The 18,910-nt window shown below is 39.7% G+C and carries 19 protein-coding genes and 1 riboswitch; of the genes, 9 read left to right on the forward strand and 10 right to left on the reverse strand.

Annotated elements, in window-relative coordinates; genetic code table 11:
• Positions 1–22 precede the first annotated feature (22 nt).
• Positions 23–559, reverse strand: a complete 537-nt coding sequence (locus tag D1B33_RS13610) for a ribonuclease H-like YkuK family protein (protein ID WP_118876950.1) — start codon at positions 557–559, stop codon at positions 23–25.
• A 225-nt stretch (positions 560–784) separates the two neighbouring features.
• Between D1B33_RS13610 and D1B33_RS13615 the strand changes: the two genes are divergently transcribed.
• Positions 785–1,180, forward strand: a complete 396-nt coding sequence (locus D1B33_RS13615) for a VOC family protein (protein WP_118876951.1) — start codon at positions 785–787, stop codon at positions 1,178–1,180.
• A gap of 45 nt (positions 1,181–1,225) precedes the next feature.
• Positions 1,226–1,543, forward strand: coding sequence for a CHY zinc finger protein (locus D1B33_RS13620; protein WP_118876952.1), 318 nt, complete (start codon positions 1,226–1,228; stop codon positions 1,541–1,543).
• Positions 1,544–1,591: 48 nt separating this feature from the next.
• On the opposite strand, the gene D1B33_RS13625 is transcribed toward D1B33_RS13620, so the two are convergent.
• Positions 1,592–2,641: a tartrate dehydrogenase gene (locus D1B33_RS13625; protein ID WP_118877061.1), complete on the reverse strand. Its 1,050-nt coding sequence runs from the start codon at positions 2,639–2,641 to the stop codon at positions 1,592–1,594.
• Between the two features lie 106 nt (positions 2,642–2,747).
• The gene (locus D1B33_RS18485) at positions 2,748–2,912 is read right to left on the reverse strand and encodes a hypothetical protein (protein ID WP_158582980.1); all 165 of its coding nucleotides are present in this window, start codon (positions 2,910–2,912) and stop codon (positions 2,748–2,750) included.
• A gap of 94 nt (positions 2,913–3,006) precedes the next feature.
• On the opposite strand from D1B33_RS18485, the gene D1B33_RS13630 reads away from it, so the two are divergent.
• Positions 3,007–3,252, forward strand: coding sequence for a hypothetical protein (locus D1B33_RS13630; protein WP_118876953.1), 246 nt, complete (start codon positions 3,007–3,009; stop codon positions 3,250–3,252).
• A gap of 74 nt (positions 3,253–3,326) precedes the next feature.
• Here the strand turns inward: D1B33_RS13630 and D1B33_RS13635 are convergent, their stop codons facing one another.
• Positions 3,327–3,890 (reverse strand): PepSY domain-containing protein, encoded by a 564-nt coding sequence (locus D1B33_RS13635; RefSeq protein ID WP_158582981.1) that lies wholly within the window; start codon positions 3,888–3,890, stop codon positions 3,327–3,329.
• A gap of 191 nt (positions 3,891–4,081) precedes the next feature.
• On the opposite strand from D1B33_RS13635, the gene D1B33_RS13640 reads away from it, so the two are divergent.
• On the forward strand, positions 4,082–5,089 hold the full coding sequence (locus D1B33_RS13640) for a 2-hydroxyacid dehydrogenase (protein WP_118876955.1): 1,008 nt from the start codon (positions 4,082–4,084) through the stop codon (positions 5,087–5,089).
• A gap of 142 nt (positions 5,090–5,231) precedes the next feature.
• On the opposite strand, the gene dapA is transcribed toward D1B33_RS13640, so the two are convergent.
• Complete coding sequence (gene dapA / locus D1B33_RS13645; protein ID WP_118876956.1) at positions 5,232–6,116, reverse strand: 4-hydroxy-tetrahydrodipicolinate synthase; 885 nt, start codon at positions 6,114–6,116, stop codon at positions 5,232–5,234.
• Between the two features lie 126 nt (positions 6,117–6,242).
• A riboswitch (Lysine riboswitch) is annotated at positions 6,243–6,422 on the reverse strand.
• A gap of 197 nt (positions 6,423–6,619) precedes the next feature.
• On the opposite strand from dapA, the gene D1B33_RS13650 reads away from it, so the two are divergent.
• Entirely contained in the window at positions 6,620–6,826 is a 207-nt protein-coding gene (locus tag D1B33_RS13650; RefSeq protein ID WP_118876957.1) for an alpha/beta-type small acid-soluble spore protein, read from the forward strand.
• Positions 6,827–7,153: 327 nt separating this feature from the next.
• Here the strand turns inward: D1B33_RS13650 and D1B33_RS18490 are convergent, their stop codons facing one another.
• Positions 7,154–7,444, reverse strand: a complete 291-nt coding sequence (locus D1B33_RS18490; protein ID WP_118876958.1) for a hypothetical protein — start codon at positions 7,442–7,444, stop codon at positions 7,154–7,156.
• A gap of 126 nt (positions 7,445–7,570) precedes the next feature.
• Here D1B33_RS18490 and D1B33_RS13660 point away from each other — a divergent pair, with 126 nt between their 5' ends.
• Together D1B33_RS13660 and D1B33_RS13665 are read left to right on the forward strand one after the other, a co-directional pair.
• A complete protein-coding gene (locus D1B33_RS13660; RefSeq protein WP_118876959.1) occupies positions 7,571–8,755 on the forward strand; it encodes a DHH family phosphoesterase in 1,185 nt (394 codons plus the stop codon).
• 108 nt (positions 8,756–8,863) lie between these two features.
• Positions 8,864–9,925 carry an LLM class flavin-dependent oxidoreductase gene (locus D1B33_RS13665; RefSeq protein ID WP_118876960.1) on the forward strand — a complete coding sequence of 354 codons (1,062 nt, stop codon included), beginning with the start codon at positions 8,864–8,866 and terminating at the stop codon, positions 9,923–9,925.
• A 100-nt stretch (positions 9,926–10,025) separates the two neighbouring features.
• Here the strand turns inward: D1B33_RS13665 and D1B33_RS13670 are convergent, their stop codons facing one another.
• Both D1B33_RS13670 and D1B33_RS13675 read right to left on the reverse strand, forming a co-directional pair.
• Positions 10,026–11,576 carry a glycine betaine uptake BCCT transporter gene (locus tag D1B33_RS13670; protein ID WP_407656738.1) on the reverse strand — a complete coding sequence of 517 codons (1,551 nt, stop codon included), beginning with the start codon at positions 11,574–11,576 and terminating at the stop codon, positions 10,026–10,028.
• Positions 11,577–11,580: 4 nt separating this feature from the next.
• Complete coding sequence (locus tag D1B33_RS13675) at positions 11,581–12,240, reverse strand: hypothetical protein (RefSeq protein ID WP_118876962.1); 660 nt, start codon at positions 12,238–12,240, stop codon at positions 11,581–11,583.
• 225 nt (positions 12,241–12,465) lie between these two features.
• Here D1B33_RS13675 and D1B33_RS13680 point away from each other — a divergent pair, with 225 nt between their 5' ends.
• Together D1B33_RS13680 and D1B33_RS13685 are read left to right on the forward strand one after the other, a co-directional pair.
• The gene (locus tag D1B33_RS13680) at positions 12,466–13,227 is read left to right on the forward strand and encodes a DUF4097 family beta strand repeat-containing protein (RefSeq protein ID WP_158582982.1); all 762 of its coding nucleotides are present in this window, start codon (positions 12,466–12,468) and stop codon (positions 13,225–13,227) included.
• Between the two features lie 142 nt (positions 13,228–13,369).
• Positions 13,370–15,730, forward strand: a complete 2,361-nt coding sequence (locus tag D1B33_RS13685; protein ID WP_118876964.1) for a polyprenyl synthetase family protein — start codon at positions 13,370–13,372, stop codon at positions 15,728–15,730.
• Between the two features lie 380 nt (positions 15,731–16,110).
• On the opposite strand, the gene D1B33_RS13690 is transcribed toward D1B33_RS13685, so the two are convergent.
• Together D1B33_RS13690 and D1B33_RS13695 are read right to left on the reverse strand one after the other, a co-directional pair.
• Positions 16,111–17,025 carry a DMT family transporter gene (locus tag D1B33_RS13690; protein WP_118876965.1) on the reverse strand — a complete coding sequence of 305 codons (915 nt, stop codon included), beginning with the start codon at positions 17,023–17,025 and terminating at the stop codon, positions 16,111–16,113.
• A gap of 132 nt (positions 17,026–17,157) precedes the next feature.
• The gene (locus tag D1B33_RS13695; RefSeq protein ID WP_158582983.1) at positions 17,158–18,804 is read right to left on the reverse strand and encodes a PAS domain-containing sensor histidine kinase; all 1,647 of its coding nucleotides are present in this window, start codon (positions 18,802–18,804) and stop codon (positions 17,158–17,160) included.
• Positions 18,805–18,910 lie beyond the last annotated feature (106 nt).

An 18,910-nucleotide genomic window follows, 5' to 3' on the forward strand; every position in this document is an offset into this window, starting at 1 on the left:
CTATTCGTATGATGCAATCCCTTTATTTTGTGTATTTGTTCGCATAGCTGCTGGCCACAAAAGAATCAGGCTTGATTTTTGGTTTTAAACCCATTGTATCCATGCGCGCCATCATTTCTTTTACAAAAATGCTTGTTTTATTGCGGGTGCCCGATCCGATATCAATATGGCCTTCTATCGAAAAGCTTGCCCCCTTATAAAGGTAAGGGATGACAATGTCGATTAACCGTTCTTTCTTTTCGTTGGTGAACAATGAAACCACTTCTTCGGTTAGGGTGGTTTCATAAGAAATGCGTTCATAAAGGTTGGTCATTTTTCTGGGGATGACTACTTTTCGGAAGCATGCCCAAACCCCTTTTCGCTCCTGCTGTATCACAATTCCTGTGATGAATTTCGTCTCCCGGCTGTATACTTGCGAATCTGTACCGAACATTAATTTAAAATTGCCGGCGGGATCCTTTTCCATAAACTGTTCAATATTTCGAAAAACCCGTTCAAAGGACATATTCTTTTGGCTCAAATTTTGAAAGGAAATATTTGCAGCGTGAGTGTTTACCATTCTCCCTACCTTTCTTTTAGAAATCGGCTTAATACAGCTTATTCACAAAAGGAAATAAATAAGAGTACTTTCTTAAAAGTATGAGTGAGTAAACTTTGACCATGAAATTAGTTTGAGGTAATAATAATTTTGTACAAGTGTCTTTAGCGAAGAGGGAATAAGAAGATCCATCGAGAATTGTTTTACAGAACACATATGTGAGAAATGAAAATTAAGGAGGCCACTATGGGAAGAGTATTGCATTTTGAAATCCATGTAGATGACATCGAGCGGGCAAAAGGATTTTATGGAGAAGTATTCGGCTGGACGTTCGAAGATTATAGTGAATTTGCGGGTATGCCATACTTTGGTGTTATTACGGGAGATGCAAACGAGCCAGGAATTAACGGAGGGTTAATGCAAAGGCAAAGTGCATCGCCTGAATTGGGGCAATGTGTAAATGCATTTGTTTGTACAATGGGTGTGGAAGATTTCGATGCAACGGAAAAGAAAATCCTTGAGTATGGAGGCAAAGTTGCATTACCGAAATATGCGTTGCCAGGAATGGCATGGCAAGGATATTTTATTGATACAGAAGGAAATATCATTGGGATTCACCAGCCTGATGAAAATGCAAAATAGACGGGCAGATTTGGGATATTTGTATCGACAGGGGGGGATGTCAACATGAAAGTTTATGGATCAGTCGTCGATGGTGAAACAAGATGCACGCATTATCATTCGAGAAAAGATATTATTGCCATTAAATTTAAATGTTGCAATCGTTATTATCCCTGCTATCGCTGTCATGAAGAAGATGCCAATCATGAAATTGAACAATGGGCAAAAGAGGAGTTTGGTAATAAGGCCATTCTCTGCGGGCACTGTCAAACAGAACTAACAATTACTGAATACATGCAATCCAGTAGATGTCCAAATTGTAATCACCTGTTTAATGAAGGGTGTGCAGCGCATTACCCGCTTTATTTTCAAGTTGGGGAATAATTGAGAAAATCCTCTATCACATTTCTGCGAAGAGGATTTTTATTTTTTTTATAAAGACTGGATAATGGCAGCCTTCACTTCTTCAAGTGAGGACGAACCACCCAAGTCACGAGTTTTCACACCGGATGCCAAAACCTTTTCAATGGCATTTAATACACGGGTACCGGCTTCGGAATGACCCAGGAAATCAAGCATCATTTTGCCGGTCCAGATTTGTCCAATCGGATTGGCTATGCCTTTTCCTGCAATGTCAGGTGCTGAGCCGTGAACCGGTTCGAACATGGAAGGGTACTCTCGTTCAATATTCAGATTGGCGGCTGGCGCAATACCGATACTGCCCATGATCGCTCCACCTAAATCTGTCAGGATATCGCCAAATAAGTTGGAGGCAACAATAATATCAAATGCTTGGGGTTTCATTACAAAAAAAGCTGCCAATGCATCAATGTGAGTAACGGAAGTATCGATTTCAGGATAGTCTGTTTTCACTGCATTAAATACTTCATCCCAAAATGGCATGGAATAGGTAAGCCCATTCGATTTGGTGGCGCTTGTAACATGCTTTCGAGAATCTTGGGCTAATTCGAATGCATAACGCATGGCGCGTTCGGTACTTTTGCGTGTGAATATCGCATTTTGAATCGCTATTTCGTCATTCCCGCTATGAATGCGTCCGCCACTATCCGAATATTCGCCTTCGGAATTTTCCCGAACAACCGTGATATCAAAATCATGTGGATTTTTTAATGGAGATTCCAATCCCTGCAATAATTTTGCCGGACGTACGTTGATGGACTGCTTCATTCCACGGCGAATCTTGATCAATAATCCCCATAGTGAAATATGATCGGGTACGAGTTCAGGCATGCCAACAGCCCCCAAAAAGATTTGATCATATTGCTTTAACACTTCCAGGCCATTATCCGGCATCATTTCCCCATGTTCCAAATAATAATCACAGCCCCACGGAAAATAAGTCCATTGGAATTGGAAGCTGCCGTCTAGCTTGGCCACTTCGTCCAACACTTCGATTGCTGCGGGCACAACTTCCTTTCCGATGCCGTCTCCAGGAATCACCGCTATTTTATATGTATCCAATCGTTCCACCCCAATTTCTTTGTCATCTATTAAAAATATAGCATAAATTGGCAGTTTTAACTGGAAAAGAAAAAGCAACTATACCAAAAGGCATGTTGCTTATACTCTAGCTGAATTTATTTTCATGTTTTTTATCGTCATTGGTTTTAGTTGCTTTTGGCGCAGCGTGGTCTTTGGCGATTTGTTGATTCATGCTTAATGTAGAAGAACCAATATTATTGTTTAAAGCTGCTTGTCCATTCCATTTTTCTTCTATTTCTTTTCTTTTCATGACTAATTTTCCTCCTAAAGTATCAAGATGAAATTAGAATGCTCAAGCTTTTTTTAAATATGTATTAACCGTTCGCGTTAAGGGAGTGATCAGTATGGCAGTATGTCCGTTATGCAATTCGCTAAAAACACTGGAAGCACAATGTCCGCAATGCAATAGTCAGCTGGAGGATTCGGGAAAAGTTTCTGATTTTTTGGATCCATACGGCCATTATAATGATGAAGAAACGGTAAAAATGGGGGATGGCTATCCAAACACGGCAAAGGATGAAATTTGCCCGCATTTAATGGTTTGCCCTGAATGTGGATATGATGTGGTGAAATTCATTAAAGAGGAATAGTTATGGGTGAATAAAGGACAAGTGAAAGTTAAGCTCTTGATGACTTGTCCTTCTATTTGGCCAAACGTCAACTTCTAGTTCAATGGTTTTGCTTTCACGGCATCAACTTTTACTTCTATCTCTGAATTGCCGTTTTCATATGTCAGTGTATAGCTATGGATGCCATCCTCGGCTTCCAAAGTCCAGCTTTCCGGCATAAGCCCTCTTGTTTCTTCTACCTTTGAAGCTACTTCCATGGCCTTTTCAGGTTGAATAATGGCTGCAAAGTCTATCGTGTCATCATTGTCTTGCGATTCTTTTTTTTCTTTGAGCACTTCTTTTGAAGTTGCATCGATGAAGACCCGATATTCAGTGTTGGCATCTAATCCGGTAACTTCATAGACATAATTTTCATAGCTTGTATTTAAATCAATTGATTGAACTTTTGCTGTAGGATGAACTTCCCGAAAAATTGCAACTGCATCGCTAAGCGAAGTATCAACGTCCAGAATGTTTGCTGATGATGCTTCTGCCTGTTCACCATTGCCGGCTTGCGAAGAGGGTTCATTGCTTAGAGAATGCATCGTTTGTTCTTCGGCAGAACTGCATGCAATGAGCAGAAACAACGTGCTGCATGAAACCAGGATTTTTCTCACCATTCCTTTGTCTCCTCTTTCTGTTATGCTACTTGTCATTTCCCGAAATTCCAAGAATAAAACATAAAAACAGGAAACAAGAAAAAACAATAAAAAAAGGATATCTTTTCTACAAAATAGAGAAAGGAAGAGATAAAATAGAAATAAGAGAAAATTCAAGGAACTTATATTGACCTTAAGAGCTGGAGGATACAATGAAAGTATTGGTAATCGGGAATGAGGAACGCTATAAAAAATATATGCCGAATACTGATTGTGCCAATCAGGCAACGATAGTTTTCTGTCCAATCGGCACAACAGATGATGAGTTGATTGAAAAGGGCGGGGATGCACAGATTCTTCTGGTGGATGCCATTGCTCCGGTTAGCAAGTATTTGATTGAACATTTGCCGAACCTGCTTCTCATTCACTCAGAAGGAGTTGCTTATAACGCAATCGATATTCAGGCAGCCAAAGAGCGCGGAATCTATGTTTGCAATAACAAGGGAATGAATGCAGGGGCAGTGGCTGAACAAACCATTCTGCTTATGCTTGGATTATTAAGAAAAGCTATAGTGGGAGATCGTAAAGTTCGTGAAGGCTATCAAATTGAAACGAAAGAAAAAGCGATGGTTGAAGGAATTGTAGAATTGGCCGATTGCAAGATAGGATTGATCGGGTTTGGGGATATTGCCCAAGCAACAGCAAAGAGACTTTATCCTTTTGAATGCGAGCTCTACTATTATAGTCGGACCCGTCAACGGAAAGAAGTAGAGAATGCATTACATGTCACTTATCTGGAATTGGAGGACTTGGCAGCGACTTGCGATATTATCAGTATTCATGTACCCGTGACAGAGGAAACAACGAATATGATTAACCGCGAGTTTCTAAATAAAATGAAAAAAACGGCTTTAATCGTAAATACAGCACGTGGTGAAATAATCGATAACGAAGCGATGAGAGATGCTTTAATAAATGGCGATATTGGTGGAGCAGGTTTTGATACCGTGTATCCTGAACCTACGACAAAAGATAATCCGATAGTTGACCTGCCGCCCGAAGTTGCGGATAAAGTGTTGTTCTCTCCGCATATCGGAGGGATCACAAGAAGTACATTTATCAGGGCCCATCAAAATATTTGGTCAAATGTCGAAGCTGTCATCCATGATCAAAGACCAAACTATGTAGTGAACGGCGTTTTAAAAATGAAGAAAAGCTAACCGGAATTGCAAAGCCTGGAATCCATTTATGGATTCCAGGCTTTAAATTTTAATGGGAGCGATTTTCTTCCAAAAATAAAACAGGAACAAATTAGCTGTTCCCGTTTCTTGTACTCTCTCCAGTTTAGTGCCTGGACGTTTCTTATAATTTTATTTTTTCCACTGTTTTTAACACATTTTGCAAAGTAGCTAATTCTTGATCATTTAATGGAATCATCGGCAAGCGCACACCGCCAACCGGAATTCCGTTTAGATTCAAAGCGGCTTTGACGGACGTCGGGTTTGGTGTTGCAAATAGCACTTTCATGATTGGCAAAAGTCTACGGTGATCTTGTGCTGCACCGGATAAGTTCCCGCTTTGGAATTTTTCGATCATTGTTTGCATTTCGTTTCCGATAATATGGGAAGCAACAGAAATAACGCCTGTTCCGCCAATTGACAAGACAGGTAATGTCAATCCATCATCACCGGTATATAAAGAGAAGTCTTCCGGTGTATTTTCTATGATTTCCGCCATATCATCGAGACATCCGCTCGCTTCTTTGATCGCTACGATATTATGGATCGCAGATAGACGTACTACTGTATCCACGTCTAAATTGACAACACTGCGCCCTGGAATGTTATATAGGATAATCGGCAATGTTGTAGACTCTGCAATCGCCTTGAAATGCTGATACATGCCTTCTTGTGAAGGCTTGTTATAGTAAGGTGTAACAAGCATAATGCCATCCACGCCAGCGTTTTCCGCTTCTTTTGTTAACTGGATGGAAGCTCTTGTGTTGTAAGAGCCTGTACCTGCAATAACCGGTACTCGCCCATTCACAACATTCACTGTAAATTTAAATAGTTGGACTTTTTCTAGTTCTGTTAATGTTGGGGATTCCCCAGTTGTACCAGATACTACTAATCCATCTGTTCCATTCGCAATTAGATAGTTGATTAAGTTTTCAGTTGCTTTCCAGTCAATTTCGCCGAAAGCGTCAAAAGGAGTAACCATAGCGGTTAAAATTTTTCCAAAATTCATTTCTTCTCCACATCCTTATCATTTTTGGCTAATTCTAAGAAATAGAGGGAGAAGGGCGTTGGGTGGTAAACGCAAAAAAGCAACAATGAGGACTCATTGTTGCGTAGAAATAAGTTTCATTTCCATGCGTAAGATAGCCCTCCATATAGAAACCTATATGACAATTCTGCATTTCTTCAATGCAGAACCAGCTTTTGAGACTATGAGGATCTCCAAAGCTTCGGCAAATTCCCCTTTCCACAATCATCCCCGGATCTCATCATCCTCAAACTGTGTACTGATGGTTTTTGCGCCTCTATCCTTACTTCAAAAGTTATTGAAATAAGTGAATTTTTCGTTAAATAAAATAATACCGTTTTCCAGATGGGATTGCAATACCTTTGCCTCAAGTTTTACAAATGAGTAATAAAGTGCGAGGTAAATTGAGACATTGAAGGAATCATTAGCAATGTATGAATGATGCCTTTTGGTCCATTCTAATTGAAAACAAGGAGGTGTAAAAAATGGCTTCTAATAGAAATTCAAATAAACTTTTATTCCCGGGTGCCGAAGCAGCGATGAATCAAATGAAATATGAAATCGCTCAAGAATTTGGCGTCAATCTTGGACCGGATGCAGTATCACGTGCCAATGGTTCAGTTGGCGGCGAAATTACAAAACGCCTTGTTCAAATGGCTGAGGCCCAACTTAGAGGGCGTTCCGAACAGTAAATTAAACGTGGCTAAAGGCTGAGACAAAATATTTTGTGTCAGCCTTTACTTTTTATACATAAAAGCTTGAAGGGATTTTATTAAATTTTTGCGGATTATAACTGGAAATTTGCCGAATTGCCCGAGGATGTAAAGGTGGTCTTTGAAACATCCAAAAAAGCGGCGGACTACATTCCTGAAGAAAGCAGCATCAGATATATCGGTGATGGTACAGATGGCTTTGGAAAATATTCGCTGAAATAAGAACCATTATTACTCTGCATAAGTCTTCACTTATGTGGGGTTTTTTTAATTAGATAATGAAAAAAAGGGCTGCCGAAACAGCCCCTACTTATTTGATCTAAAAGAAATAGCCGAAGTACAAAATATACAAAATGATTTTACGCCGGAAAAAAGAAATCTCGAAATGGAAGCAACACTTCTAAGTACATAGAGCCGAACTGGTTTATAGACCATTGCAATAACGATTAAAAGAAGAAAATAAAAAGAAGCTGATGTCACATTAGGCTGAATATGGATGGAGTCCAACAAAGCAACCGCCATCGAAAAACTAAATATTCCCAGAAGGAGAAACTGAGTCATTTTTCTTTCCTTTAGTTTTCTTTGTTCTCTTTGCATTTTCTCGTCATCCCTTTAAAGAATTTTTATCAATTATCATTTTTCCCTTGAAGACTGAATTTTATACAATGAGAATATTTATTAAATCGGCATCAAAAAACCATACTATATATTGAGGTGAAGAAAGTGTATAAATTATTAAGCCATAATGATTTAGATGGAGTAGGTTGCGGTATTTTAGCAAAATTAGCTTTTGGATCAGAGATTAAGGTGCGGTACAATTCAATCTCTTCATTAAATCGGGAAATTGGATTTTATTTGGAAAAGGATGATCCTTCTACATTTTTATTCATCACGGACTTATCCCCGAATGAAGAAAATGAAAAAAACTTAAATGAGCATTATCAGGACCATCCCAACATCCAGTTAATTGACCATCATAAAACAGCGCTGCATCTTAATGATTATGAATGGGGATTTGTAAAAGTTGAAGGAGTGGAAGGCAAACTGGAATCGGCCACTTCATTATTTTATGAATACTTGGTGGAAAATGACTTTCTGGAAACAAAGGATGCAATTTCGGAATTTGTTGAATTGGTAAGGCAATACGATACGTGGGAATGGGAAAAGAACAATAATCACAAGGCACATTCCCTTAATTCGCTCTTCTTCCTGGTGTCGATTGATGAATTCGAAGAGATGATGCTGGAGCGTCTTTCACAAAGCAGCCATTTTGACTTTGATGAATTCGAGAAAAGATTGCTTCATATGGAGGACGATAAAATTGAACGGTATATACGCCGCAAGAAACGGGAAATTGTACAAGCCAAAATCGGTGAGTATTATGCCGGGGTAGTGTATGCAGAATCCTATCATTCGGAACTTGGCAATGAATTGGGAAAGGAATTTTCCCATCTCGATTATATTGCCATCTTAAATATGGGTGGAAAACGGATATCCTACCGGACGATTCATGATGATGTGGATGTTTCGGAAATTGCAGGAACTTATGGCGGTGGGGGACATCAAAAAGCCTCAGGCAGCTCCCTGAGCGAGGAAGCATACAATCACTATGTGCTGGATACCTTCCATCTTGAACCATTGCGGGAAGATGCCAAAAGAAATCGCTACAATTTGAAGGAATCGGATTTTGGCACGATCTATAAAAATAAAAGTGATGATCTATTCCTCGTTTATCCCGAAGAGGAAAAGTGGGTCATTGAAAAAAACAAGAACCGATTAGATGAGCAATTTGCAAGTTTTGAGGAAAGCGAAAAGTTTCTTAAACGCCAATACGAGGCGTGGCTGGTAAAAGATGATATGTTTGTCGAGTACTTGATCAAGGAAATAAATCGATTGTCTTCAAACTAATTGTGCATCTCTCATTATACGCCATGCTAAGCATAAAACTGCCTTTCATTTCCTAATTCTTGTATGATTAAAACGTTAATGTGAAGTTTAGGAAGCGGAGTGAAGCATATGGAAATCGGTCTTACAACCTTTGTAGAAACGACACCGGATGTCAAAACCGGAAAAGTCATTAGTCATGCAGAAAGAATTCGTGAAGTTGTGGAAGAAATTGTTTTGGCGGATGAGGTCGGATTGGATGTTTATGGAGTGGGGGAACACCACCGCAAGGATTATGCTTGTTCTGCGCCCGCTGTATTGCTTGCGGCAGCGGCAGCGCGAACAAAACAAATCCGTTTAACAAGCGCGGTTACTGTACTGTCATCCGATGACCCTGTACGAGTATTTCAGGAGTTTGCAACAGTCGATGCCATTTCGAATGGCCGTGCAGAGATTATGGCAGGCCGAGGTTCTTTCATCGAATCTTTCCCGTTATTTGGCTATGATTTAAAAGATTATGATGAATTATATGAAGAAAAACTGGACTTATTATTGCAGCTAACCAAAAACGAGATCATTAATTGGAAAGGAAAGCACCGGGCAGATATTCCGAACCGTGGAATCTACCCTCGTCCGGTTCAAGATCCGATGCCTGTTTGGATTGCAAGCGGCGGGACTCCGCAATCCGTGGCACGTGCCGGGTTCCTTGGATTGCCGTTAGTACTGGCCATCATCGGTGGAAGTCCATTGAAATTTTCGGCCCTTGTTAAACTCTATTATCGAGCTGCTGAAGAAGCAGGACATGATTTATCGAAGTTAACGGTAGCGTCACACTCACACGGTTTTGTTGCTGAAACAACAGAAGAGGCGATCGAGAAATTCTTCCCTTCCACACAATATGCAATGAATGTACTGGGCAGGGAGCGTGGATGGGGTTCCTATACGCGTGAATCGTTTGATTATGCTAGAAGTTTGGAAGGAGCCCTTTATACGGGGGATGTTCAAACAGTTGCAGAGAAGATTATTTTGCTGCGCAAAAAAGTGGGCATTACTCGTTTTATGCTGCATTGCCCGGTTGGATCCATGCCGCATGAAGATGTAATGAAATCCATCGAACTTTTGGGTAAAGAAGTGGCGCCGATTGTGCGCGAAGAAATCAATCGTTGGGAAGCTGCAGGCGAACCGCAGGAATAAGAGAAAAAGCCGCTACAAGGGGTTGCAATCCTTATAGCGGCTTTTTCTGTATGTCCAGCTCCAGCGCCTAGCCCCTGTAGGTCGTTGCGCTTCCGCTTTTTTATTTCGTGTCCTTGATTCTTGGTTTTCTTCTCTGGACTTCAAGTTCTTTGTCCAAGCCTTTCAACAGGGAGTAACATATAAATAACATGATGATGGCAAAAGGAAATGCCGCTGCAATGGAAGCGGTTTGCAGCACTTCCAATCCCCCGGATAGAAGAAGTACAGCCGCTACCGCTGATTGGATAATTCCCCATGTCATTTTTATTTTATTTGAAGGGTTCAAAGTTCCGCCTTCACTGAGCATGCCCAACACAAAGGTTGCAGTATCCGCTACGGTGATGTAGTAAATGGCGACAAGAGCAAATCCCAGAATGCTTAAAATACTGCCGAATGGCAATTGTTCAAAGAAGGTGAAAATCGCCAAGGAAACATTATCTGTTATAAATTTAGCAAGCTCATGATTGTCTGCATGGACAACCATTTCAAGAGCGGAACCCCCAAAAATGGACATCCACAGACAGGTACCCAGAGTTGGAACAATCAGAACGCCAATTACGAATTCTTTTACGGTCCGCCCCCTTGAAATGCGGGCAATAAACATTCCGACAAATGGGGCCCAAGCGATCCACCATGCCCAGTAAAATAATGTCCAGGCAGCAATCCATTCCCCTTCGCCAAAGGGTCTTAATCGCAAGCTCATTTGTATAAAATTATTTAAATATAAACCGGTTGTATTAAAAAATAATTTAATTATGGTAATGGTAGGTCCAATGATCAAAACCAATAGTAAAATGGCAAAGGAGATAATCATGGCGCTGTTCGATAAATATTGAATTCCTTTTTCAAGACCCGAATTGACAGATACAAGATAGATAACTGTTGCCACAGCAATGACGATGAGTTGTACAGTTAAGGTATCGGGCGAATCAAAAATGGCGCTCATGCCGGCAGTGACTTGCAGGGCGCCTAGCCCCAGAGAAGTTGCTATGCCAAATACTGTCGCAAAGACCGAGAGAATATCAATCGCCTTGCCAATGGGACCGTAGATTCGATCGCCCAAAAGCGGATAAAATACGGAACTGATGGCAGCGGGGAACTTTCGGTTGTACTGGAAATAGGCAAGTGCCAGCCCAATCACGGTATAAATTGCCCAAGGGTGAAGACCCCAATGAAAAAAGGTATATTGCATGGCGGTATTTGCCGCTTCGATGGTATAAGCTTCTCCATATGGAGGGGTTGTAAAATGTGTCACTGGTTCAGCAACGCCCCAGTAGACAATACCGATACCCATTCCCGCCCCAAACAGCATGGCTAGCCAAGAACCGGTATTAAAGTCGGGACGATCTGTTGCTTTGCCCAATCGGATATGCCCGTATTTTGAAAATAACAAATAAAAGGAGAATATTACCAGAAAAAGGGTGACACCAATATATACCCAGCCCAGATAATCTATGGAGGCATTATAAATAATATTTGTCACGTTCGTTAAATTCTCTGTAAAGAAGGCTCCCCAAGCGATAAATATTAAAGTTAATAATAAGGAAATAATAAAAACGCTATTCTCTTTCAATTTTTTGACATTCAATGAAGACCCTCCGATTTTGCGCATAATTTTATTGATCCGCTAGGTTGTATTGAAAAAGCCATTTTTCTGCATCCATTAATTCATTTTGATGTACTTGGAGACCGTTTCCAAGGTAGACAGTTGTCCCATGAACGGCAACGACCATTGTTTCCAAAGGAGAATTTTGATCGTTTTTCTGATAGACGTCCCCAATTGCGGGAAGAAGATCGCTGAATAATGCATCTGTTTCAGAATCGGCATCCTGTTCAGCCCAATGCTCCATATTTTTATATTGAATGGGATTACTATAATCATGGCTGCCTGGGACCATTAACAAATACTCATTATGAAGAATCCCGTTCGCTTCATTGGTAATGACCCCTTTGCTCTCAACCTTTTCAACCACTTCTATAGAATTCAATGAATAATGATCCAAGATATCAGGGTTTGGATTTGTGATTAGGATATAGTCTCCAACCTCTGCTTTTCTGTCCTTGGATAACGTAAAAATTTTCTTATTAAAAATAAAACTATCTGTTTCTTTAGGCTGGTATCGCTCGATTTCCGGTGCGCTTGCCAATACTTGAGTCAGATCACGAAGCCGAATCAAATGAACCGATTTCTTGAACATCGGCTTGACCGCATATACTTTATGTAATTCATTTTGATAATAAACAAACTGTCCCTTTCTAACTTGAAATAGTTTCACGGGGCAACACTCCTCATCTTTTTGAACAAACGAATTTTATTTAGCATGTTCAGATTTGATGGAAATATAATCATTCTTTTCAATTAACTTTTTTATGCTTGGCGCTGAAGTCATGAGAAAAGGCTACGCCTCGAGACTTAGAAAAAATTACAGTCAAGGTACGTTTCTTTCCATATATTCAGCAGTTATCATGAAGGTAATATGATGAAAAGGAGCAAGGTTGAATTGGAAAACAAAAAGGTATTTATTTGGGTGACCCTTATTGCAATCGTTGCTGTGCTGATATTTAATTTTTATAAAAATGGGAAAAAAGAAGACCTAACAATCGCTCAAGACTTTTCTAATGTAGAAGTCGAAAGCGATACGGCCAATATCCTGATCATGCCTGCGGATGGAGAAGAAGCGGAGATCGAGTTGGACAATAAACGATATACAGCCGATGTAAAAATGCAGGGAGATACGTTGAAAATTGATGTGGAAAGCAAGTGGTTTAAATGGTTTACTTCGAATTTCTTCTCCAAAAATGCAACTGTTAGTATACGATTGCCAAATAAAGAATACAGTACGATAAAAGCGGAAACGGACAATGGAACAATGAAAGCAACCGGAATCAAAGTTGGAAATTTTATTGGTGAAACAGACAATGGGGAAGTAATCATTGAAGACATGGCAAGCCGAGAAATTTTCGCTAAATCTGATAACGGAAATCTAGTGATTGACGAGAGTTCCGGTACAATTAAAGGTGAAACATCCAATGGCAATCTAGTGATTACAACGGAAAATCTTGACCGGCCGATGGAGTTGGATACTGACAATGGGGAAATTTATATAAAAACAACTGATAAACCGAAGAATGCCAAGATTAATGTGGACACCGATAACGGATTTGTGAACGTTTTTGGCCAGTTCAACAGTGAGACAGTATTTGGAAAAGGCGAAAATGTCATAAAGCTAACTTCCAACAACGGCAGCATCATTGTAGAATAAGAGTATAATCAGGGCTCAAAAACGTAAACTTTGAGCCTCTTTTTGTCTTTTTGATTTCGCAAAAGAATACAAGGACAATGGTGGTGCGGCTTTAATCGTTTTCCCCTGTTAATGAAAAGAGATGAAAGATAAGGATGAGAAAATGAAGGAAGTAATCAAAACCGATGAATGTTATCGGCAAGAAGAGAAAGAAGCCAGGCAGTATTTCCAATTCCTGCATACGCAGGTAGACAACAAGAGTTATATCCCCAAGTTAGTAGAGGATTTTCAAATGTGGAAAATCAAGCATATTCATCATCCAACCTTTTTTGCTTATTTAACCCCAAAACGAAAAAAACCGAATTCAAAAGAAATATCCCATTATATAAAATGGCTGAACTATACAAATAAGCTGGAAGATTATCTAGATCGCAGCATTTCGTATCTATATTTGCGTGATCTAGGGAAAACGCTGGATCATCCCCAAACACAATCCAAAATCAATCAAACAGTCTCCTCCTTGAAAGAGCGCTTGCTGGAATCGACAAAGCATGAAACCGATGATTTGTTTAGCCTGGAATGGCTGATTCAAAAGGCCAAAGAAGAAAATATTGTGTTAACCGTAGATTGGCTTTGGGATAAATTGAAAATGGTTTCCTCCAATATCCCCGAAGAATTGGATGCGGTAAATGCCCAAAGAAAGCTAATTAAAATTATTGCAGGTGTCTTGATGCACACCTTTGATGAATTCGATGAAAACACGTCGCAAACGGAGCGCACGGAAAAACTCGATCTAGCCATACGTTTGGGCTATTGTTATGGTTTAACATATCCCTTTGTTGACGATCTGCTTGATGCGAACTTATTAACCGAAAGAGAAAAGGAAAACTATTCGCGGTTAATTCGCGATGCACTCCTTACGGGAACAGTGCCGCCGCTTGGGAATGGGTGGCGGAAAGAAACGCTTCCGTTCATGCAATTTATTCACGGAGAGCTAAAGGAAGCTTTTGAATTTATTCAATCTCATCAAACAACGAAAAAGTTTTTTGAACAGGCATTTGTATTTTTTCACTCACAAGAATTGGACCGGCAAAAAGAGTTATCGAATGCCGCGTATACCAATGAAGAACTTTACGTTCCGATTATCTTAAAATCCTCCTCTTCAAGGCTGGTTGCCCGCTCGGTTCTCCAGGACACGGATGAAAAATTTGAAAAACTTACTTTCTTATACGGCATATACAATCAATTGGCGGACGATTTTGCAGATATGTTCGATGATTTGGAAATGGGTTCCGTCACGCCCTATACGTATTTTATGGAGCATGCAGGCGTACGGGAAGATCTGATCAATCCCTTTGAAATGTATTGGGCTGTAATCGCTAACTTGATTCATCATGTCTACCATTCGGATGATCGTACACGGGAGGTTATCTTGAACCGGGCGATCAATGGGCTAAAGCGCTTCAAGGAAAAGCATGGACGCCAAAAATATGATGAAGTGATGAAGCGGTTTGCTTCCGGATTTCCGGAGTTCAACGAAGTATTGCAAAAGATGGTGGAAAAAGGGGATGATGTCGACTTTCTCGATAAGCTGCTGCGTGACGGGATGGTTGAACACCTAAAAAAACAAAGTGAGGAAAAAGAAGCATTTAAAGAAACAATAGAAAATGTAAAGAAAAGGGTCAATGACGTTCTATTAATAGCAGCTGATGAAGTCTCAATGTTTCGAAACGACCTTGTATTGGAAGCGGCAAATTATAGCTTAAGCAGTGGCGGGAAAAGGTTGAGACCGGTGATTGCATGGTTTGTCGGAGTGGAACTGTATGGTTTAAAAGAAGATTCGCTCATTCCTCTGCTGAAATCATTGGAGTATATGCATACCGCTTCTCTTGTGTTTGATGATTTGCCATCCCAGGATAACGCCTCCTATCGAAGGGGCCGCCCTACTGTCCATGAAATGTATAATGAGGCAGTTGCAGAATTAAGCGGTCTGTTCCTGACACAGAAGGCGATGGAACAACAAACGTTGCTGAATGAATTTGATGCAAAAACAATCCTTCAAATGGTTCAATACTCATCACAAGTAACAGCCAGCATGTGCAAGGGGCAAGTGATGGATTTAGAATCAAAGGGGAGAAGACTCTCGAAGGAAGAGCTGGAGATGATGTGCTTCTACAAAACCGGGTTAGGTTTCGAAGCCGCCCTGTTGATGCCGGCCATTTTGGCGAAGGCGGACGAAAGTGAGAGGCAGGCATTAAAAACGTTTTCCCGCCATGCCGGAATTGCCTTTCAGATAAAGGACGATTTGCTTGATTATGATGGGGAATCCACAAAACTAGGCAAAGCAATAAGAATCGATCATGACAATCAAAGTTCGACGTTTGTAACGGCTTTGGGAGTTGACAAGGCAAAAGAAGAACTTTGGGAACACTATAGTTTAGCTTTGGAAGCGTTAAAAGAAATTCCGCACAATGTGAAGTTTTTAAAGCAAATGTTGAACTATATCGTGAACCGCGATCGGTGATTCTTGAATGATATACCCATGTAGAAATCCCGTGGAAATCACGGGGTTTCTTGAGCGCTAGGAAGTTGAAGTAAAGGACTTTCAAATGGAAACTGTACTGAGGAAAAGTCGTTCTCGAGTGATGGTTTTCCTTCTTCTATAAGGCACGAAATGCTCTAAGTACCCTTGGACGTTGAATTTAGTTCAATAAAGGCAAATAGAAACTTCCTATATGCCCGGTGAAAGTGAAATTGCATCAAAAAGGGTTCATAGATACCTTCTATGTTCCCATGGAAACAGAAATCCTATCAAAAGGGGAACATAGACAATCTCTATGTTCCCCTTAATCCCAAAGTTCCTTTTAAAAAGGAATTTACATATGTTTAATCATTTCTAAGTATTTATTGCAACGCTTTCGTTTTGGGGGGAGCTTGTCTGACTGCATGATGTTTTCCATATACATTGACAAGCAGTACACTGGAAATTGCGATCATTCCACCAATGATGGAAAGTGAAGCAGGAAGTTCTTTTAACCAAACCCAGGCAACGAGTATAGCAATAACAGGCTCCAGATAAAGGATGCTGGAGATGGAACTTGCATTGGCTTGGGATAAGGCATATGCCCAAGTTAAGTATGCTATGGCAGTTGGAAAAATAGCGATGTACAAAACCGTGATATTGACACTAACGGGTACTGTTTCGATTGTCTCAAGTAATCCGGGAGCAAAAAATAGAAATGGAATTGTCCCTGCCCATGTAAAATAAGCGGTTAATTCAATTGCCGAATACTTTTTAAATAATGGCTTTTGGTAAACAAAGAAAATAGATGTTGCAATGGCAGCCAAAAGTGTTAAAAATACACCTGGTGCCACACCAAAAGAGGCATTTCCCGAACCGATTGCAATGAAACAAATCCCAATAAAACCGCATCCCAGCCCCATCCAGCCCAGTCTGCTTAACCGCTCTTTTAAAATCAAGACGGCGAAAATGGTTGTGAAAATAGGCCCTGAGCCGATTAACATACCGGCCGTACCTGCAGAAATCGTTAATTGTCCAGATGTTGCACAGATATGGTAGCCACTAATCCCGATCCAGCCAAGAACGGCTATTTTCCAAAAATCTTTTTTCTCGGGCAGGCGAAAATTCATCCCTGGAATAAAAGCAAGGATTCCAAATAAAACAGAGGCAATCAAAAAACGAAGCAATAATAAATGTCCAGCAGAATAGCCGCCTTTTAAACTATAGCCGATTGCCGCGAATGTTGAACCCCAAATCAATACGGTAAAAAGCCCTAACATTAAAGCCTTTGGATTCATGAATGTTCACCAGTCTTTCTACGAATAATCAACAGAAATTATCTTCTCATGATACCTGATTAGTTAGCAAGCAAAAGTTAGGGAGTTCCCCACGATAAACCCCATCCTTGGGGTGAAAGGATGGGGGAAGTATTAGCAATCAATAGGTAAGCAAACATCCACTGATGTACCTTTATTCAACTGGCTAGAAATATTAATAGTACCGCCGTGTTGTTCGATGATTCTAAAGCATACCATTAAACCTAATCCCGTTCCATGTTCTTTTGTTGTATAGAATGGTTCTCCAAGTTTAGGGATTCTCTCCTCTTCTATCCCAATTCCTTCATCTGAAATTTGAATAATAACCATTTGGTTATTAACTTTCTTAGCCTTTACAATAATTTCACCACCATTTGGCATAGCTTCAATCGCGTTTTTTATAAGATTTATGAATACTTGTTTTAACTGATTTTGCTCACAGTTGATAAACGGTATATTTGAATCATATTCTGAAATGATTTGTATACGGTTTAATCTGGCCTGGGGTTCAAGAATTGATGTGATATTATTTAGAATAAGTTTTATATCTTGGGATTCATATTTTATTGCTTGCGGTTTTGAAAGAATCAGGAATTCACTGACAATCAGGTTAATTCGGTCTATTTCAGATAACAAAATATCTGCATAATTTTTATCAATATCTGTTGCAAGTAATTGAATATAACCTTTAAGGGTTGTTAATGGATTTCGAATCTCATGAGCCACTCCCGCGGCTAGTAGGCCTACAGCCGCTAACTTATCCGACCTTCTTATTCTTTCTTCCGCTAATATAGAATCAGTGATATCCTTTGTAATTTGATATATTCCAATACATTGACGATCAATGATGATTGGTATCATTTTTAACTCAATGACTCGGTTGCTTCCATCTTTATGAATCATTGATAGGGTAGATTCCTGCCATTCTCCCTGGCTTGCACGCTTAAAATGCTCACTGTATAGATCTTGGTCTTCTGGAGCGATAATGGATGCCCACTCCTTTTGCTGGAGCTCTGTACTTGTATAACCAAGTATATTCTCTGCAGCTGGATTTGCCTCTATAAATTTTCTGTCTAAATCGAAGGTAAAAATAGGGTCGGAATTATGTACAAATAAAGACTTAAACCGTTGCTCGCTTTCTTCTAAACGTTTCTCTAATAGTTGTCGATTCTGTTCCTGGCTGCGAGTGAGTAATTCCTCTACTTTTTTACGTTGATTGATATCAATATCAATCCCATTTATTTTTATAAGATTTCCGTCCAAGTCAGAAATAGGTGTAATGCGTTTTTGAATCCACTTTAATTGACCATTTGGCAGCAGAATTCGGTACTCTGCTTTACATTCTTCTCCTTTTATTAACTCTTGCTCTAATTTGTTTACAATTTTCATATCTTCGGGGAACACGACTTTTTTCCAGAATTCTTTGTTTTCTTTAAACTCAATAGGTGAATACCCATAGACATCACTAATTTTTGATGAAACCATCAATCTTTTAGAACCGAAATCAAAAGAGTAGATTGCAGCATCTACATTGTTGAAAAGATCATTTAATTCCTTATCTTTTTTCTGTGCTTCCTGAGCGTAATATTTAGCTTTATCATACTGTAATCCGGTCCACCATACGGGATAAACCATTATTGCAGAAATTATGTATTCAAATATAGGTACGTACCCCAGTTCAATATAATCAAAAGTTTTAAAAGCGGCCGTTACAACTATATAAATCAACATCATAATTATTCTACCTGTATATTTCATCATTAATCTCCTTCTAAAAACCCATTGCAATAAATATTGCATTCTTTAACGTATAACGAACTGATTTTATCAGGAATAGCTCAGAAAAAATAGGTATATTAGTATAATT

It is taken from the genome of Ureibacillus yapensis (assembly GCF_003515775.1).
Classification (GTDB): Bacteria; Bacillota; Bacilli; order Bacillales_A; family Planococcaceae; genus Ureibacillus; species Ureibacillus yapensis.